Raw genomic sequence first — 15,354 nt, 5'->3', positions numbered from 1 at the left:
CGAAAGTTTATTGCGATGAGTGTCTCAATCAGCGGCTTTACGTTCATACGCAATGGCGTAAGCCTCGGCTTTCCGTTCGAAGCATCTATCCGCTCCCTGCTGCCCCTGGTCGATGAATTCGTCGTGGCCGTGGGCAAGGGTGAGGACGACACGCTGGAGCGCGTCAAGGCCATCAACGACCCGAAAATCCGCATCATCGAAACGCTGTGGAACGAGCGCATGGCAGACCGCGGATTTGTTTACGCGCAGCAAAAAATGATCGCCCAATATTCCTGCACCGGTGATTGGGCGTTCTACCTGGAAGGCGATGAAGTGGTACACGAAGGCGAGCTTGCCGCCATTCGGGCCAGTGTTGAACGCCATCATGCCAATCCCGCAGTCGAAGCGCTGGTGTTTGACTACCATCACTTTTACGGCTCTCCCGACTGGATTTCCATCAGTCCGGGATGGTACCGCCGCGAATGCCGCTTGATCCGCAATACCATTCGAAGCTATGCACCCGATGGCCAATATTGGCTGGTCACTACACAGCACAAACGGGGGCGTAACCCCCACGGCGCACTTGCTGGTGCGCACATTTACCACTACGGCTGGATACGGCGCAACGAGGAAATGCAGAAAAAGCTGGATCAGGTCAGCAAGTACTGGGGCGAGGCCTCAGCGGCGCAAATCACCTACAGCCAGTTTGATCGCCGGGCTCTGGCCCCTTTTACGGGCACGCACCCCCAAGCGGTGCAGGAATGGCTGGCCACTGAGGCCGAACCGGTCCTGAACATCGACCCGGCTTACAGGCCCACGCCCAAGGAAAACAAATACCACTTCATGCGGCAGGTGGAAACGCTGACCGGGCTGGATTTCAGCCGTAAGCATTTCAAACTGGTGGCTTGACCCACCTGAGTGTCGTCAGGAACCCGCGATCTTCGCCGCAACAGCTGAAAAATACAGCGCCTCCTGCTGCAGCGCGATTTCACGCCACTGGTAGTGCGCGGCAAAGGCCACAGCGCCCTCCGACAGCGTTTCCCGCAACGTCGCCTGGGCAAGCAAATCGCCCAACACCCGCGTCAGTTCACCCGCATCCCGGGGATCATCCAGCATCAAGGCATTCACACCCTGGCTCAGCAGGCCGGAAATACCGCAGTAATTCGGCCCGCTGACCACCACCGGCAGGCCGTGGGCCATGGCCTCCAGCACCACCATCGCAAAGGTGTCCTCGAAGGTGGGGTGCACCAGGATATCGGCGGCCTCGTAGGCCGGACTGACGTCCTTGAGCGCACCCAGGAAAAACACCCGCGCACTCAGTTGGAGCGTCCCAGCCAGCATGCGGAATTCAGCAATATGCGCAGGGTTGCCCACCACCGCCAGTACAACTTCGGCTGGCAGCTGCGTCAGGGCCTGCAGCAAAGCCTCCAGGCCCTTCTTGCGGTAATCGTTGCCCACAAACAGCAGGCAATGGCCGTCCGCCGGCAAACCCAGCCGCCCCCTCGCCTCGCACTTTCGATCCAACGTCACCGGCAAGCTGGGCAGCGTGATGCCCGGAGTCACAACCGAAACCGCCGCGCGGCACGCCGGGTAAGCTGCCCCCATGATGGGCCGCAGGCTTTCAGAGGTCACCACCACCTGCCGGCCTGGGCGTGGCGTATAACGCGCGCGCTCCAGTGCCAGGTAAGCCAGCAGGCGCGGGCTGGTCACGACCTTGATCCAGCGCAGCACAAGACGCAAGCCACTGCGCGCACGGAACAGGTTGTACTTGACCGGCATCACGTGCACCGTCTGTACCTCGCCGTGCCAGGTGTTTTCATGGGAATGCACCACGTCGAAGCCGTGCCGCGTCGCCCACCAGGTGGCCGTGGCAAACCACAGCTGATTCACCCAGCGCGGCTTGCGCAGCGGAGCCGATACCTTGTGATAAGTTACACCGGGCCACTGGTGATCGATTTCCTGCGCGAACACATGCACTTCGTGCCTAGCCGAGAGCTGCTCGACCAGGGCGATGGAATAGCGCTCAGCGCCGCCGCCGGTCGGCGAAAAAGTGCGGTTGAAGACGGCGACGCGCAGTTTCTGGGATGGGGAATCGGGCGGGCTCATTTTTTCCGGCGGTCCTCGTAGGCCGTGGCGATCTTGAGCCAGAACACCGGCAAGGTGGTTGAGCGCAGTACGGGCACCCGCGGCAACTGCAGCAGATCAGCGCCGCTATGGCAGCGACTGCGCTGTGTGGTGGTGGCGGTGGCAAAACCCAGTTCCCGGACCAACTCGACGTGCCTGGCCTCGTAATGGCCGTAGGGATAGCAGAAATGCTCGACCGGCCGGGCTATGACGGCCTCCAGCCCGGTTTTTCCGAGCACCATCTCCTCACGACAACCAGACTCGTCGGTTTCCAGCAGGTTGACGTGCCGGTGCGTATGCGAGCCAATCTCCTGCCCGCCCGCCACCCATTGTCGGATCTCGGCCTCGTCCATCAGCGGGGTCTGCGGAATGCCGATGTTGTCGTCCCAGATATTGGTTTTGCCCAACAACCCACTGACCGCGTAGCAGGTAGACGAAAAGCCATGCTTCACCAACGCCGGCAGGGCATGCGTGAGGTTGTTCCGGTAGCCGTCGTCAAAGGTGATGCCCACCACCTTGCCCCCGCGCTCGCCGCGCAGGTAGGGCTGCAGCGCGCCCATGGACAGACCCGTGTAGCCGAGCAGCTTGAGCCAGGCCATTTGCCGCGCGAAAGCCGCGGGCGCCACGTAGAGGCCGCGAAACGGGCTGCTGCCCTTTGGCGGCGCCTCGGCGATCTGGTGATAGACCAGGATGGGAATGGGTTGGCGGTTCTGGCTGAACATTGAAAGGGGCATGAAGGTCACAGCAGCACAATGTCGTATTGTTCCTGAGCCATCGCCGCTTCCGCCTGCAGGGAAATGGGTTTACCAATGAAGTCGCTCAGGCTGGCCAGATGCTGGCTCTCTTCATCGAGGAAAAGCTCTATCACCTTGGGCGAAGCCACCACCCTGAATTCGCGCGGGTTGAACTGCCGCGCTTCGCGCAGGATTTCGCGCAGGATGTCGTAGGTCACGCTCCGCGCGGTTTTAACCACGCCTTTGCCCATACAGGCTGCGCAGGGCTCACAAAGCTGATGGGCCAGCGATTCGCGGGTGCGCTTGCGCGTCATCTCCAGCAGGCCCAGCGCGGAAAAACCGTTGACACTGGTCTTGATACGGTCTCGTGAAAGCTGTTTCTGAAATTCGGTCAGCACCGCATCGCGGTGGTTTTCCTTGATCATGTCGATGAAATCGACGATCACAATACCGCCAAGGTTGCGCAGGCGTAGCTGCCGGGAAATCGCCTGCGATGCCTCCAGGTTGGTCTTGAAAATCGTGTCGTCGAAGTTGCGGGCACCGACAAATCCACCGGTATTGACATCGACGGTTGTCAGCGCTTCCGTCTGGTCGATGATCAGGTAACCGCCTGATTTGAGATCGACCCGCCGGCCCAGCGCTTTGGCAATTTCCTCGTCAATGTTGAACAAGTCAAAAATAGGACGTTCGCCGCCGTAGTGCTGAAGCTTCGGCTCGGTTGCCGGCATGAACTCCACAGCAAATGCCTTCAGCTTTTCAAACTGCTCACGTGAATCAATGCGGATTGTCTGCGTTTCCTCCACCACCAGATCACGCAATACGCGCTGCAGCAAATTGAGATCCTGGTGAAGCACAGAGGCGGGAGGTAAACGTATAGATGCATCCTTGATCCGTCCCCAGGTCTTGCGCAGGTAGGTGATGTCCTCTGCCAGTTCAGCGTCTGTCGCATCCTCGCCATTGGTTCTCAGTATGAATCCGCCACCCATGTCTGCAGTCAGGGCCTGAACCCGTTGACGAAGCTCTTCGCGTTGCCTGGGTGGTATTTTTTGCGACACACCGATATGGTTGTCCTGCGGCAAAAACACCAGCAACCGGCCGGCAATGCTGATTTGCGCCGTCAGCCGCGCGCCCTTGGTACCTATCGGGTCCTTGAGGACCTGCACCATGACCGCCTGCCCTTCGAACAGCTGCTTTTCAATCGGCTGTAGCGACGCCATGGCCGGTGACGTCAAGCCGCCAGCTGCCTGGGCATCCGTGTCGGCATGACGGCTGTTGATGCTGCTCATGAGGTCTGCCACGTGCAGAAAGGCTGCACGGTCCAGACCGATGTCGATGAAGGCCGACTGCATGCCGGGCAGTACGCGGGCGACCTTGCCCAGGTACACATTGCCGACCAGGCCGCGTTCCAGGGTGCGTTCGACGTGAAGCTCCTGCACCGCGCCGTGTTCGACCACCGCCACCCGGGTTTCCTGGGGAGACCAGTTGATCAGGATGTCTTGTTGCATGTCTTTTGGAAAATTGAGTTGGCTGGAGGCGCTAGAGGCGAATGCCCGCGGCCTGCAGCAGTTGGGCGGTTTCCCTCAGCGGAAGCCCCATGATGCCACTGTAGGAGCCGTCGATGCGGCTGATGTGCATCGCCACCCTGCCCTGCACAGCATATGCGCCGGCTTTGCCCATGGGCTCGCCACTGGCCACATAACTGCGGATCTGCGCGGGCGTCAGCGCGTCAAAACTGACACGCGAAGTGCTCAGCGCCTCGAAACGACGGCGCCCGGACTGCACCGCCACGGCGGTCAGCACCCTGTGCGTGCCGTCCGAAAGCTCGCGCAGCATGCGGGCCGCGTCTTTCTCGTCCTCCGGCTTGCCGTAAATCACCCGCCCCATGGCCACCGTAGTGTCCGAACAAAGGATGGGCGCCGGCGGCAGCTTGCGCCGCTTCATGCGGGCAACTGCCGCATCGAGCTTGAGGCCAGTGACACGCTGGACGTAAGTAGCGGGCGCCTCGTTTTTGAGCACCGCCTCCAGCGACTCAGCGTCCTCATCGGCGTCCGGCAGCAGCAGTTCGTGCCGCACGCCCAGTTGCTCCAGCAATTGACGCCGTCGTGGGCTTTGCGAGGCCAGGTAGATAAATTCAGGCATACAGCAGGTTATTCAGGTATTTGGGTATTCAAACCAGCAGGGGCCGCGGAACCGGCTTTGCCGGGCCGCAGGCGCAACGGCCCCCTCGGGGGGCAGGAAGCTACACGAAGTGAGCGACCGTGGGGGTTCATCACTCTCTGTGATAGGGGTGATTGATCGTGATGCTCCAGGCGCGGTAAAGCTGCTCAATCAGAAGCACGCGCACCATGGCATGGGGCAAGGTCAGGTCCGACAGGCGCAGGCGCTCATGCGCAGACTGTTTGAAACCGGCGTCCAGCCCGTCGGGCCCGCCGATAACGATGGCGACGTCGTCACCGGAGAGTTGCCAGGCCTTGAGTCGTTCAGCCAGTGCCACAGTAGTGACGGCCGTGCCGCGTTCATCGAGCGCCACGACGCGGGTGCCGCGGGCGATGCTCGCTTCTATGCGCCCGCGCTCAGCCGACAGCAGGTTTTCCAGGGTCTTGGAGGCGCGCGGTTCGGTCTTGACGGCTTTGAGCTCGACTTTCAGCTCTGGCGGGAAGCGCTTGGCGTAGTCGTCATAAGCCGTTTGCGCCCAGTCGGGCACTTTCTGGCCGACCGCTACGATCGTGAGCCTCATTTGCTCCGGGACGGAGTTTTCCTGGCGGCGGGTTTGCGGGCTGCCGTTTTAGCGGCGGTTTTCGCTGCTGTTTTCTTCGCCGCCACCTTTTTGGCTACGGGCACTTTGACAATCGGTGTTTTAACCGCAGGCTTTGCCGATGACTTGCCAGGAGCCGCTTTGGCGCCTGCCCGTGCCGGCTTTGCGGCTGGTTCGGTAGCCGGCGTGGCGGCATTGCGCTTGGCGGTCCAGTCATTGGTCTTGCCAACCCGGCCCACATAGCTTGAATCGGGGGCGGTCGGCGCCTTTGCAGGTGCTTTGGTTGCCGATTTCGCGGTGGTCTTTGCGCCTGGTTTCGCGGAAGTTTTCGCGCCAGCGCGGGAGACCTTGGGTTTGGCCTCGGGCTCGGCATCGGCTTTGGACGCCTTCACCAGCGGCGCGGGCGCGCCCAGCTTGAGTTTGATGGGTTTGTCGCCCCAGAGCTCTTCCAGGTGGTAGTACTGACGAATGGTCGGCTGCATGATGTGCGCCACGGCGGCGCCGCAATCGACAATGATCCATTCCCCGTTGTCTTCGCCTTCGATGCGCGGCTTGGCAAAACCTGCGTCCCGCACGGCATCCCGCACGCTGGCGGCCAATGCCTTGGTCTGGCGGTTGGAGCTGCCGGAGGCGATGATCACGCGCTCGAACAATGACGTGATGTGCTCCGTGTCAAACACCTGGATGTCCTGCGCCTTGACGTCTTCCAGACCGTCAATGATGGCACGCTGCAGTTTCTGCACGTCCTTTTTGTCGGCGGCGGCGGAGGTTTTGACGGTGGTGGATGTCATGCAGTGTTTTGCTTCGATAAAGTGAGAAATTAATGGGAACCGTACAGCTGGTGAAGTGAAATATAACGCGCAACGGCTTCAGGGACCAACTGGGTAATTCCCTCTGTCACCGCGGCTCCGGAGGCCATTAACTGGCGAATCTGGGTAGCGCTGACAGGCATCAGGGGAAGATTGAGCAGGACAAAACGGTTGCTGCGGCTTTCGTAGGACTCAAATTGAGCTCCAGCCAGCGTGGATTGTGCGCGATCAGCTATACAAATTATAGCAAGGTCAAGAATGTCCTGCCACCGGTGCCATTGCCTGAAGACGGCAAATTGATCCGCACCAATGAACAGGTAAAGCTGGGCGCCCGGATTCTCCTCCTGGAGCGCCAAAAGCGTGTCAACGGTGAAAGTCGGCCCGCTGCGTTCAACCTCGCGCGCATCCACCCGAACGCCAGAAATATCGCCAAAAGCCAGCCTGGCCATGGCAAGCCTGTGCGCCGGCGAGCTCAAGGCGCGTGACTTGTGCCAGGCGTGGCCGGTCGGGACGACGTACAGGGTATCAAGGCCAAACTGCCGGATCGCCTCCTGCACCAGCGCAACATGTGCACTGTGCGGCGGATCAAACGCACCGCCAAACATACCGATGCGCTTTTGCGCAGGTGACGGCACTGCCATCAAACCCAGTCCCGTCTTGGCAAAAACTCCGTGTACAGGCGCTCTTCAGGGCTGCCAGCCTCTACGCCCCGCTGATAAGACCAGCTCGCCAGCGGCGGCATGGACATCAGGATCGACTCCGTGCGCCCCCCGGACTGCAAACCAAAGTGCGTGCCACGGTCCCATACAAGGTTGAACTCCACGTACCGGCCTCGCCGGTAAAGCTGGAATTCACGCTCCCGCTCACCGTGCGGCGTGTCCTTGCGCCGCTCAACAATTGGCAAATAAGCCTGTAGGAACGAGTCCGCAACACCCTGCATCAGGGCAAAGCTCTGGTCCAGGCCCAGCTCCTGGAAATCGTCAAAGAAAACGCCGCCAATTCCACGCTGCTCCTGCCGGTGCTTCAGGTAAAAGTACTCATCACACCATTGTTTGAACCGGGGGTACTTGTCGTCGCCAAACGGTGCCAGCGCGTCCTTGCAGGTCTGATGGAAATGCACCGCATCCTCCTCAAATCCGTAATAAGGCGTCAGGTCCATGCCTCCACCGAACCAACAGACGGGCTCGCCTGAGCCTGCCACCGGGGTCGCGGCCAGCATGCGCACATTCATATGGACTGTCGGAACGTAGGGGTTTCGCGGGTGGAATACCAGCGAAACCCCCAGGGCCTCAAACGGTGCGCCTGTCAATTCCGGACGGTGCTGCGTTGCCGAAGGCGGCAGCTTGGGGCCCCGCACATGCGAGAACCCGCAGCCGGCACGCTCAAACACCTGGCCCTGCTCCAGGATCATGGTGATTCCGTTACCTTGCAACGTCTCGCCGGGCGATTTCTGCCAATGGTCAGCCGTAAAGGGCTGGCCGTCGATCCCGGAAACCGCGCCGGTGATGCGCTGCTGAAGCGCCAGCAGAAAGTCTCGAACGCCTGGAATATCGGTCATGCTGAAGTGTTACCCGAAGGGCGGAGGGAAAAACCAGCGCTCATGTGCCGATCAGGACTTGACCGCGCGCCAGCCGATGTCTTTGCGGTACTGCGCGCCATCAAATCCGATGTCCTGGGCAACTTCGTAGGCACGTTGCTGCGCGGCTTTCACCGTGCTGCCGAGCGCCGTCACACACAGGACCCGGCCGCCAACTGTTACCGTCGCGTCGCCCTGCTTGCGTGTTCCGGCATGAAACACCATCGCGTCTTCGGCCGCATCGACGCCTTTTTGCAACCCATGAATCACGTCACCCTTGCGCGGGCTCAGCGGATAGCCGTGCGCGGCCATCACCACCCCCAGGGCTGGCCGGCGGTCCCAGTCCAGCTCGATCTGGTCCAGCGCACCCGAGGTGGCGGCCATCATCACCTCATACAGGTCGGTTTTGAGGCGCATCATGATCGGCTGCGTCTCCGGGTCGCCCATGCGGCAGTTGAATTCCAGTGTTTTCGGTTTGCCTTCCGCATCAATCATCAGGCCGGCATACAAAAAGCCGGTGAACGGAATGCCGTCTTTTTCCATGCCCTTGATGGTCGGCAGGATGATCTCGCGCATGGCGCGGCCGTGCACTTCGGGGGTAACGACCGGGGCCGGTGAATACGCGCCCATGCCGCCGGTATTGGGGCCTTCGTCGCCGTCCAGCAGGCGCTTGTGGTCCTGGCTGGTCGCCATGGCGGCCACATTCTTGCCGTCGCACATCACGATGAAACTGGCTTCTTCACCCTGCAAAAATTCTTCAATCACCACGCGCGCGCCACCTTCGTTGTGCGCCACGCCAAGCGGGTTGAAGTCGGGGTTCGGTGCCAGCATGAATTCGATGGCCTCGTGTGCCTCATGCAGCGTCATGGCCACCACCACGCCCTTGCCGGCCGCCAGACCGTCAGCCTTGACGACGATGGGTGCGCCTTTTTCGTCCACATAGGCGTGGGCCGCCGCGGCGTCGGTGAAGGTTTCATATTCAGCCGTCGGAATACCGTGGCGCTTCATAAAGGCCTTGGAGAACGCCTTGGAGCTCTCCAGCTGCGCCGCCGCCTTGGTCGGGCCAAAAACCCGCAAGCCGTGCGCACGGAACTCGTCAACGATACCGGCCGCAAGCGGCTGCTCGGGACCTACCACCGTCAGCGCGATCTTTTCGGCCAGCGCCCATTCGCGCAGCGCCTTCACGTCGGTGATGTCAACATTTTCAAGACGCGCATCCAGCGCAGTGCCGCCATTGCCTGGGGCGACATACACCGCCTGAACCTTGGGAGACTGCGCCAGTTTCCAGGCCAGGGCGTGCTCACGGCCACCGCCACCCACCACTAAAACTTTCATGCTGCTGCTTTCATTGTGTACCTGGCTTTGCTTTTGCCGTTGTGGCGTTGTTGCTTCATTGTGGCTGCGTGTTTGGTTTGCTTAGTCAGACAACTCGGCGTTATGGAACACATCCTGGGTATCGTCCAGGTCTTCCAGCACGTCCAGCAGTTTTTGCATCTTGCGGGCATCCTCGCCGGCAAGTTCTATGGTGTTGTCGGCGCGCATGGTGACTTCGGCAATCTCGGGCTTGAGGCCTGCGGCTTCCAGCGCGTTCCTCACGGCTTCAAAATCCGTATAGGGCGTCAACACCTCAATGGCTCCGTCTTCATGCGTGATCACGTCGTCGGCGCCGGACTCCAGCGCGACTTCCATGATCTTGTCTTCACTGGTGCCGGGCGCAAAAATCAACTGGCCGCAGTGCTTGAACTGGAAAGCCACCGAGCCTTCGGTGCCCATGTTGCCGCCGTGTTTGGAAAAAGCGTGCCGCACTTCAGCCACGGTACGCACCTTGTTATCGGTCATGCAGTCGACGATGATGGCCGCGCCGCCTATGCCGTAGCCTTCGTAGCGGACTTCCTCGTAATGCACGCCTTCCAGGCTGCCGGTGGCCTTGGCAATGCCGTATTTGACGTTCTCATTGGGCATGTTGGCCGCCTTGGCCTTGTCCACTGCCAGGCGCAGGCGCGGATTCGTGCCCAGGTCGCCGCCTCCCATGCGGGCCGCCACCATGATTTCACGCATCACACGGGTCCAGATGCGCTGGCGTTTTTCATCCTGGCGCCCCTTGCGGTGTTGAATATTCGCCCATTTACTGTGACCGGCCACGAAGAATCCCTTTTCAGACTGATTAATTGATTTAATCTACAACCCGCATTTTACTTTTTCACTCCAGGACACCCCATGGCCGAGCCGTTACTGATTGCCAAGCACGATTCCATCCACTGCGAGATCCTCCCCGCGCTGGCCAACCGCCATGGGCTGATCACCGGGGCCACCGGCACCGGCAAGACCGTCACGCTGCAAACACTGGCCGAAAACTTCTCGAAAATCGGTGTCCCGGTCTTCATGGCCGACGTCAAAGGGGACCTGACCGGCATCAGCCAGGCCGGCACCATTGGCGACAAAATGGCCGGCATCCTCAAGGAACGGGGCATCGACCTCCCCGAATCGCTGGCCTGCCCCGCTACGTTGTGGGACGTCTTCGGCGAACAGGGCCACCCCGTGCGTGCCACCATCTCCGACATGGGCCCGCTACTGCTGGGCCGCATGCTCAACCTCAACGAAACCCAGGCCGGCGTGCTCAACCTGGTGTTCAAGATTGCCGACGACAACGGCATGCTGCTACTCGACCTCAAAGACCTGCGCGCCATGCTGCAGTACGTCGGCGACAACGCCAGCGAGTTCACCACCAAGTACGGCAACGTCAGCGCCGCCAGTGTGGGCGCCATCCAGCGCGGGCTGCTGCAGGTCGAAAGCCAGGGCGGCGACAAGTTCTTCGGCGAGCCCATGCTCAACATCAGCGACTTCATGCAAACCGTTGATGGCAAAGGGGTGATCAACATCCTGGCCGCCGACAAGCTCATGAACTCGCCGCGCCTCTACGCCACCTTCCTGCTGTGGATGCTGTCCGAGCTGTTCGAACAACTGCCTGAAATCGGCGACCCGGACCAGCCCAAGCTCGTCTTCTTCTTTGACGAAGCCCACCTGCTCTTCAACGAAGCGCCCAAGGTGCTGGTCGAGCGCATCGAGCTGGTGGTGCGCCTGGTGCGCTCCAAGGGCGTCGGCGTGTATTTCGTGACGCAAAACCCATTGGACATCCCCGATTCGGTACTGGCCCAGCTCGGCAACCGGGTGCAGCACGCCCTGCGCGCCTTCACGCCCCGCGACCAGAAAGCCGTCAAGGCCACCGCCCAGACCATGCGGCAAAAGCCCGGCCTCGACATCGAAACCGCGATCACCGAACTGGCCGTTGGCGAGGCCCTGGTGAGCTTTCTCGACAGCAAAGGCCGCCCCAGCGTGACGGAACGCGTTTACGTGCTGCCTCCAGGCAGCCAGATCGGCCCCATCACACCGCCACAACGCCAGCAGCTGCTGCAAAATTCACTGGTGGCCGGCGCCTACGAAAAGACCGTAGACCGCGAGTCGGCCTACGAAGCCATCAAAGGCCGCGCGGAAGTCGCGGCCACGGAGGCGGCCAAGGCACCCCAAGGCGGCGCGGCTGGGCAAACCGATTCGGGCGGCATCATGGGCGGACTCAACGACGTCCTGTTCGGCACCACGGGCCCGCGCGGCGGCAAACACGACGGCCTGGCGCAAAGCATGGCCAAGTCCGCCGTGCGCACCATGGGCTCAGCCGTGGGCCGGGAAATCATCCGCGGCGTCCTCGGCAGCATCTTCGGCGGCAAAAAACGCTGAGCCTGCGCACAGACCCGGTGCGTTCGGCCGGGCCTGTCGCAAATTAACGACCCGGCAAAACTGCCGGGCTTGTCAATCCCGGCACGCATGGCTACATTGGATTTTTTAAGGATCCGCAATGCCTGTTGAAGTTGCCGCCAAGTCACCTGATTCAAGGCCGGCTACCCCTGTGCCTGTTTCTTCGCCCGTCTCCACTTCTGCCCCCACAGTTCCGGCCAGCCCTGCGGCCTCCCACATCCGATTGACCTCTCACGCGGGAGGTTATGGCGCCCTGCCCATCCGCTGGGCCGCCGCCACGGCCGCCGAACGCGGCCCGGTGGTAGGCACCACCACCAAACGCAGCCACCGCAACGTCATCGGCACGCACAGCGGCTCCTACAGCGTCTACCGCGCGCTCGCCGTTGCTTCCGGGGCGCTCAAAGCCAGCCACAAGGCCGACCTGACGAACACCTCGCCGACCGACGTGATCGGCCCCTACCCGCAATGGAGCGAGCCCGGCCGCATCGTCGCCATGGACCCATGGGGCGCCATGGTGGCAGACGTCTTTTCCAACGAACTGGCAGCGGGCTACGACATCCGGCCGACCATCGCCGTAACCCAGGCCCACGTGATCCTGCCCGAGGTGATCGAAGCCCTGCAGTCCGGTCGCCTCAAGGCCGACGGCAAGTTTTTGACAGCCGGCGGCGCGGCCATGGTGACCAAGGTCGCCGTCGAACCCGTCTGGTACCTGCCCGAAATTGCCCGCCGCTTCGGCTGCAGCGAAACCGATTTGCGCCGCGTGCTGTTTGAAGAAACCGGCGGCATGTACCCCGAGCTCGTCACCCGCAGCGACCTGGAAGTTTTCCTGCCGCCCATCGGCGGCCTCACGGCCTACATCTTTGGCCGCCCGCGCGACCTCGCCAACCCCGATATCGAGCTCACAGCCCGCGTGCATGACGAATGCAACGGCTCCGACGTCTTCGGCTCCGACATCTGCACCTGCCGCCCTTACCTCACACATGCTATTGAAGAATGCATCCAGGGTGCCCAGCGCGGCGGCGTGGGCCTGGTGTCCTATTTCCGCAAGGAAGGCCGGGCGCTCGGCGAGGTCACCAAGTTCCTGGTCTACAACGCCCGCAAGCGTCAGGTGGGCGGCGACACCGCCGACCAGTACTTCAACCGCACGGAATGCGTGGCCGGCGTGCAGGACATGCGCTTCCAGGAACTCATGCCCGACGTGCTCAACTGGCTGGGCATCCGCAAAATCCACCGCCTTGTCTCCATGAGCAACATGAAGTACGACGCCATCACCCGCGCGGGCATCGAAGTGGTTCAGCGCATCAACATTCCCGAACACATGATCCCGGCCGACGCCCAGGTCGAAATGGACGCCAAGATGGCCGCAGGCTATTTCACCCCTGGCGCGGTGCCCGACGCCGAAGAACTGAAAAAAGCCAAGGGCCGGGGGCTGGATGTCTGAAACCACGCCTCTTCCTGACAGTCCTCGCAACCCCGCCAACGCCACCTACACCATCGCCGGAAACCTGCGAGGCATCAGCGCCGCCGCAGAATTGCGTTCCACCAGAACCATACGGGCCCGCGCCTCTGCCCTGCTTGAGCGCGCACGCCGCGGCGAATCCGCCTGGTTTACCGTCAACGACGGCGCTATGACCACCGCCGCTGCGCTGGTTGCCGAAATCACCCGCGCCCGCTATCCGGACCTGGACATTCCGTACCACAGCCGCTGGCGACATTTCGAAGCTGGCGGCATTGACCGCCTGGCCCAACTGAACGAAGGGCTGGCATCCGCCACGGCTGCCGGGCGCGCCCGTGCCCAGATTGACCTCGCACTGATCAGCGTGCTGCTGGATGCCGGTGCCGGCGCCCAGTGGCACTACCTCGAAGCCGCCCAGGGAGAGCATCCCTGCAGCGAATACAGCCGCTCCGAAGGCTTGGGCGTGGCAAGTTTTCATGCCTTCATGGCCGGGCTTTTTTCCAGCGATCCACAGCAACCGCTGCAAGCCGATGCCCTCAAGCTCAAAACCATTACCGCAGACCAGTTGGTCCAGGCTTTCCAGGTCACACCCGAGAACCCGCTGATCGGCCTCGAAGGCCGCGCCGCACTGCTGCGACGCCTGGGCCAGGCGCTGCAGGATCAACCTGCGCTTTTTGGCCAGCGCGGCCGCCCCGGCCATTTGTTTGAAGCGCTGGTGCAGCCCGGGCAAAGCGCCATCGAGGCGCACGAGTTGCTGTCGGTGCTGCTCACCAGTCTGTCGTCCATCTGGCCGGCTCAAAATGTCCTGGGCACCATTCCCCTGGGCGACTGTTGGCAGCACAGCGCGGCAGGCGACGATGAGTCCGAAAAAGCTGGGCCCAGTCACGGCTGGATGCCTTTTCACAAGCTGTCGCAGTGGCTCACCTATTCACTGCTGGAGCCTTTCGAGTGGGCCGGTGTGCAGGTCAAAGGGCTTGACGCGCTGACCGGCCTGCCCGAATACCGCAACGGCGGCCTGTTCCTTGACGCCGGTGTGCTGGTACTGAAAGACCCGGCCCAAGCGGGGCGCCTGCATGCCGCTGGCGACGAACTCATCGTAGAGTGGCGCGCGCTCACCGTGGCCCTTCTCGACGAGCTCGCGCCACTGGTGCGCGAGCAGCTGGGATTGACCGCCGAGCAGATGCCGCTGGCCTGCGTGCTCGAAGGCGGCACCTGGGCCGCAGGGCGTGCACTGGCACAGCAATTGCATCAAGGTTTGCCGCCCCTGAACATCGAAAGCGACGGCACCGTTTTCTGAGCATCGCCTTGAAAGATGCGCGGATCGGACAGGCAAGAGCGGAACAAAAATAACAACCAGACAAAGCAAAGACAGAACACAGAGGCACACAAGAAAATGACCATCCAGAGCAACAAAGTCCACCTGATCGACCACCCGCTGGTACAGCACAAGCTCACCCTGATGCGCCGCAAGGACGCCTCCACCAACACCTTCCGCACCCTGCTCAACGAGCTCAGCATGCTGATGGCCTATGAGGTCACGCGCGACATGCCGATGCAGGACATCGAGATCGAGACCCCGCTGGAAACCACCACCTCCAAAGTCATCGACGGCAAGAAGCTGGTGTTTGTCTCCATCCTGCGCGCCGGCAACGGCATTCTTGAGGGCATGCTCAGCGTGGTACCCGGCGCCCGTGTCGGCCACGTCGGCCTGTACCGCGACCCGAAAACCCTGACTGCGGTCGAGTACTACTTCAAGATGCCGCACGACATGGAAGAGCGCGACATCGTCGTGGTTGACCCGATGCTCGCCACCGGCAACTCGGCCATTGCCGCAGTCGAGCGGCTGAAAGAACTCAACCCCAAATCCATCAAGTTCGTCTGCCTGCTGACCTGCCCGGAGGGCATCAAGGCCCTGCAGACCGCCCACCCGGACGTGCCGATCTACACCGCCGCGATCGACCGCGAGCTCAACAGCCACGGCTACATCCTGCCGGGCCTGGGCGACGCCGGCGACCGCATTTTCGGAACGAAGTAATGCACACCCCTGTCGGACGCTCACTGCGTGTAGAGCCTTCTCCCCTTGCAGGGGACTGCGCCTGCGGCCCGGCAAAGCCGGTTCCGCGGCGCCGGCTGGAAAAAGCGGAAGCCTCTTGATTTCTTGCCACTGTTTT

At 61.8% G+C, this 15,354-nt stretch carries 15 protein-coding genes; 5 read left to right on the top strand and 10 right to left on the bottom strand.

The window, feature by feature from the left end; genetic code table 11:
* The first annotated feature begins 15 nt into the window (after nt 1-15).
* Nucleotides 16-888, top strand: coding sequence for a glycosyltransferase family protein (locus AC1DYQ_RS05000; RefSeq protein WP_477685823.1), 873 nt, complete (start codon nt 16-18; stop codon nt 886-888).
* Nucleotides 889-903: 15 nt separating this feature from the next.
* Here AC1DYQ_RS05000 and AC1DYQ_RS04995 read toward each other — a convergent pair whose 3' ends face one another.
* From AC1DYQ_RS04995 to AC1DYQ_RS04950, 10 genes are all read right to left on the bottom strand, one after another.
* Nucleotides 904-2,085 (bottom strand): glycosyltransferase family 4 protein, encoded by a 1,182-nt coding sequence (locus tag AC1DYQ_RS04995; RefSeq protein WP_477685822.1) that lies wholly within the window; start codon nt 2,083-2,085, stop codon nt 904-906.
* Complete coding sequence (locus AC1DYQ_RS04990; protein ID WP_477685821.1) at nt 2,082-2,837, bottom strand: polysaccharide deacetylase family protein; 756 nt, start codon at nt 2,835-2,837, stop codon at nt 2,082-2,084. The genes AC1DYQ_RS04995 and AC1DYQ_RS04990 overlap by 4 nt, the downstream gene beginning before the upstream one ends.
* Before the next feature lie 5 nt (nt 2,838-2,842).
* Complete coding sequence (gene rng, locus AC1DYQ_RS04985) at nt 2,843-4,342, bottom strand: ribonuclease G (RefSeq protein ID WP_477685820.1); 1,500 nt, start codon at nt 4,340-4,342, stop codon at nt 2,843-2,845.
* A 31-nt stretch (nt 4,343-4,373) separates the two neighbouring features.
* Nucleotides 4,374-4,976: a Maf family protein gene (locus AC1DYQ_RS04980; RefSeq protein WP_477685819.1), complete on the bottom strand. Its 603-nt coding sequence runs from the start codon at nt 4,974-4,976 to the stop codon at nt 4,374-4,376.
* Nucleotides 4,977-5,106: 130 nt separating this feature from the next.
* The gene (gene rlmH / locus AC1DYQ_RS04975) at nt 5,107-5,574 is read right to left on the bottom strand and encodes a 23S rRNA (pseudouridine(1915)-N(3))-methyltransferase RlmH (protein WP_477659088.1); all 468 of its coding nucleotides are present in this window, start codon (nt 5,572-5,574) and stop codon (nt 5,107-5,109) included.
* Nucleotides 5,571-6,383 carry a ribosome silencing factor gene (rsfS, locus tag AC1DYQ_RS04970; RefSeq protein WP_477685818.1) on the bottom strand — a complete coding sequence of 271 codons (813 nt, stop codon included), beginning with the start codon at nt 6,381-6,383 and terminating at the stop codon, nt 5,571-5,573. Before rsfS ends, rlmH begins: the two co-directional genes overlap by 4 nt.
* A 29-nt stretch (nt 6,384-6,412) precedes the next feature.
* Nucleotides 6,413-7,006, bottom strand: a complete 594-nt coding sequence (gene nadD, locus AC1DYQ_RS04965; protein WP_477685817.1) for a nicotinate (nicotinamide) nucleotide adenylyltransferase — start codon at nt 7,004-7,006, stop codon at nt 6,413-6,415.
* 35 nt (nt 7,007-7,041) lie between these two features.
* Nucleotides 7,042-7,959 carry an oxygen-dependent coproporphyrinogen oxidase gene (gene hemF, locus AC1DYQ_RS04960; protein WP_477685816.1) on the bottom strand — a complete coding sequence of 306 codons (918 nt, stop codon included), beginning with the start codon at nt 7,957-7,959 and terminating at the stop codon, nt 7,042-7,044.
* Nucleotides 7,960-8,010: 51 nt separating this feature from the next.
* Complete coding sequence (gene purD, locus AC1DYQ_RS04955) at nt 8,011-9,312, bottom strand: phosphoribosylamine--glycine ligase (protein WP_477685815.1); 1,302 nt, start codon at nt 9,310-9,312, stop codon at nt 8,011-8,013.
* A gap of 81 nt (nt 9,313-9,393) precedes the next feature.
* Entirely contained in the window at nt 9,394-10,119 is a 726-nt protein-coding gene (locus AC1DYQ_RS04950) for a YebC/PmpR family DNA-binding transcriptional regulator (RefSeq protein WP_477685814.1), read from the bottom strand.
* A gap of 75 nt (nt 10,120-10,194) precedes the next feature.
* Between AC1DYQ_RS04950 and AC1DYQ_RS04945 the strand changes: the two genes are divergently transcribed.
* The 4 genes from AC1DYQ_RS04945 to upp all read left to right on the top strand — a co-directional run bounded on the left by AC1DYQ_RS04945 (nt 10,195) and on the right by upp (nt 15,218).
* Nucleotides 10,195-11,709 (top strand): helicase HerA-like C-terminal domain-containing protein, encoded by a 1,515-nt coding sequence (locus AC1DYQ_RS04945; RefSeq protein ID WP_477649515.1) that lies wholly within the window; start codon nt 10,195-10,197, stop codon nt 11,707-11,709.
* A 118-nt stretch (nt 11,710-11,827) separates the two neighbouring features.
* A complete protein-coding gene (locus AC1DYQ_RS04940; protein ID WP_477685813.1) occupies nt 11,828-13,168 on the top strand; it encodes a GTP cyclohydrolase II in 1,341 nt (446 codons plus the stop codon).
* On the top strand, nt 13,161-14,480 hold the full coding sequence (locus AC1DYQ_RS04935) for a URC4/urg3 family protein (protein WP_477685812.1): 1,320 nt from the start codon (nt 13,161-13,163) through the stop codon (nt 14,478-14,480). The genes AC1DYQ_RS04940 and AC1DYQ_RS04935 overlap by 8 nt, the downstream gene beginning before the upstream one ends.
* A gap of 96 nt (nt 14,481-14,576) precedes the next feature.
* Nucleotides 14,577-15,218, top strand: a complete 642-nt coding sequence (gene upp / locus AC1DYQ_RS04930) for a uracil phosphoribosyltransferase (RefSeq protein ID WP_477685811.1) — start codon at nt 14,577-14,579, stop codon at nt 15,216-15,218.
* Nucleotides 15,219-15,354 lie beyond the last annotated feature (136 nt).

The sequence above is a fragment of the Polaromonas sp. P1_F4 genome (assembly GCF_056405675.1).
Note: the sequence above shows the minus strand (reverse complement) of the source record. Positions and strands in the feature narration are given on the sequence as shown.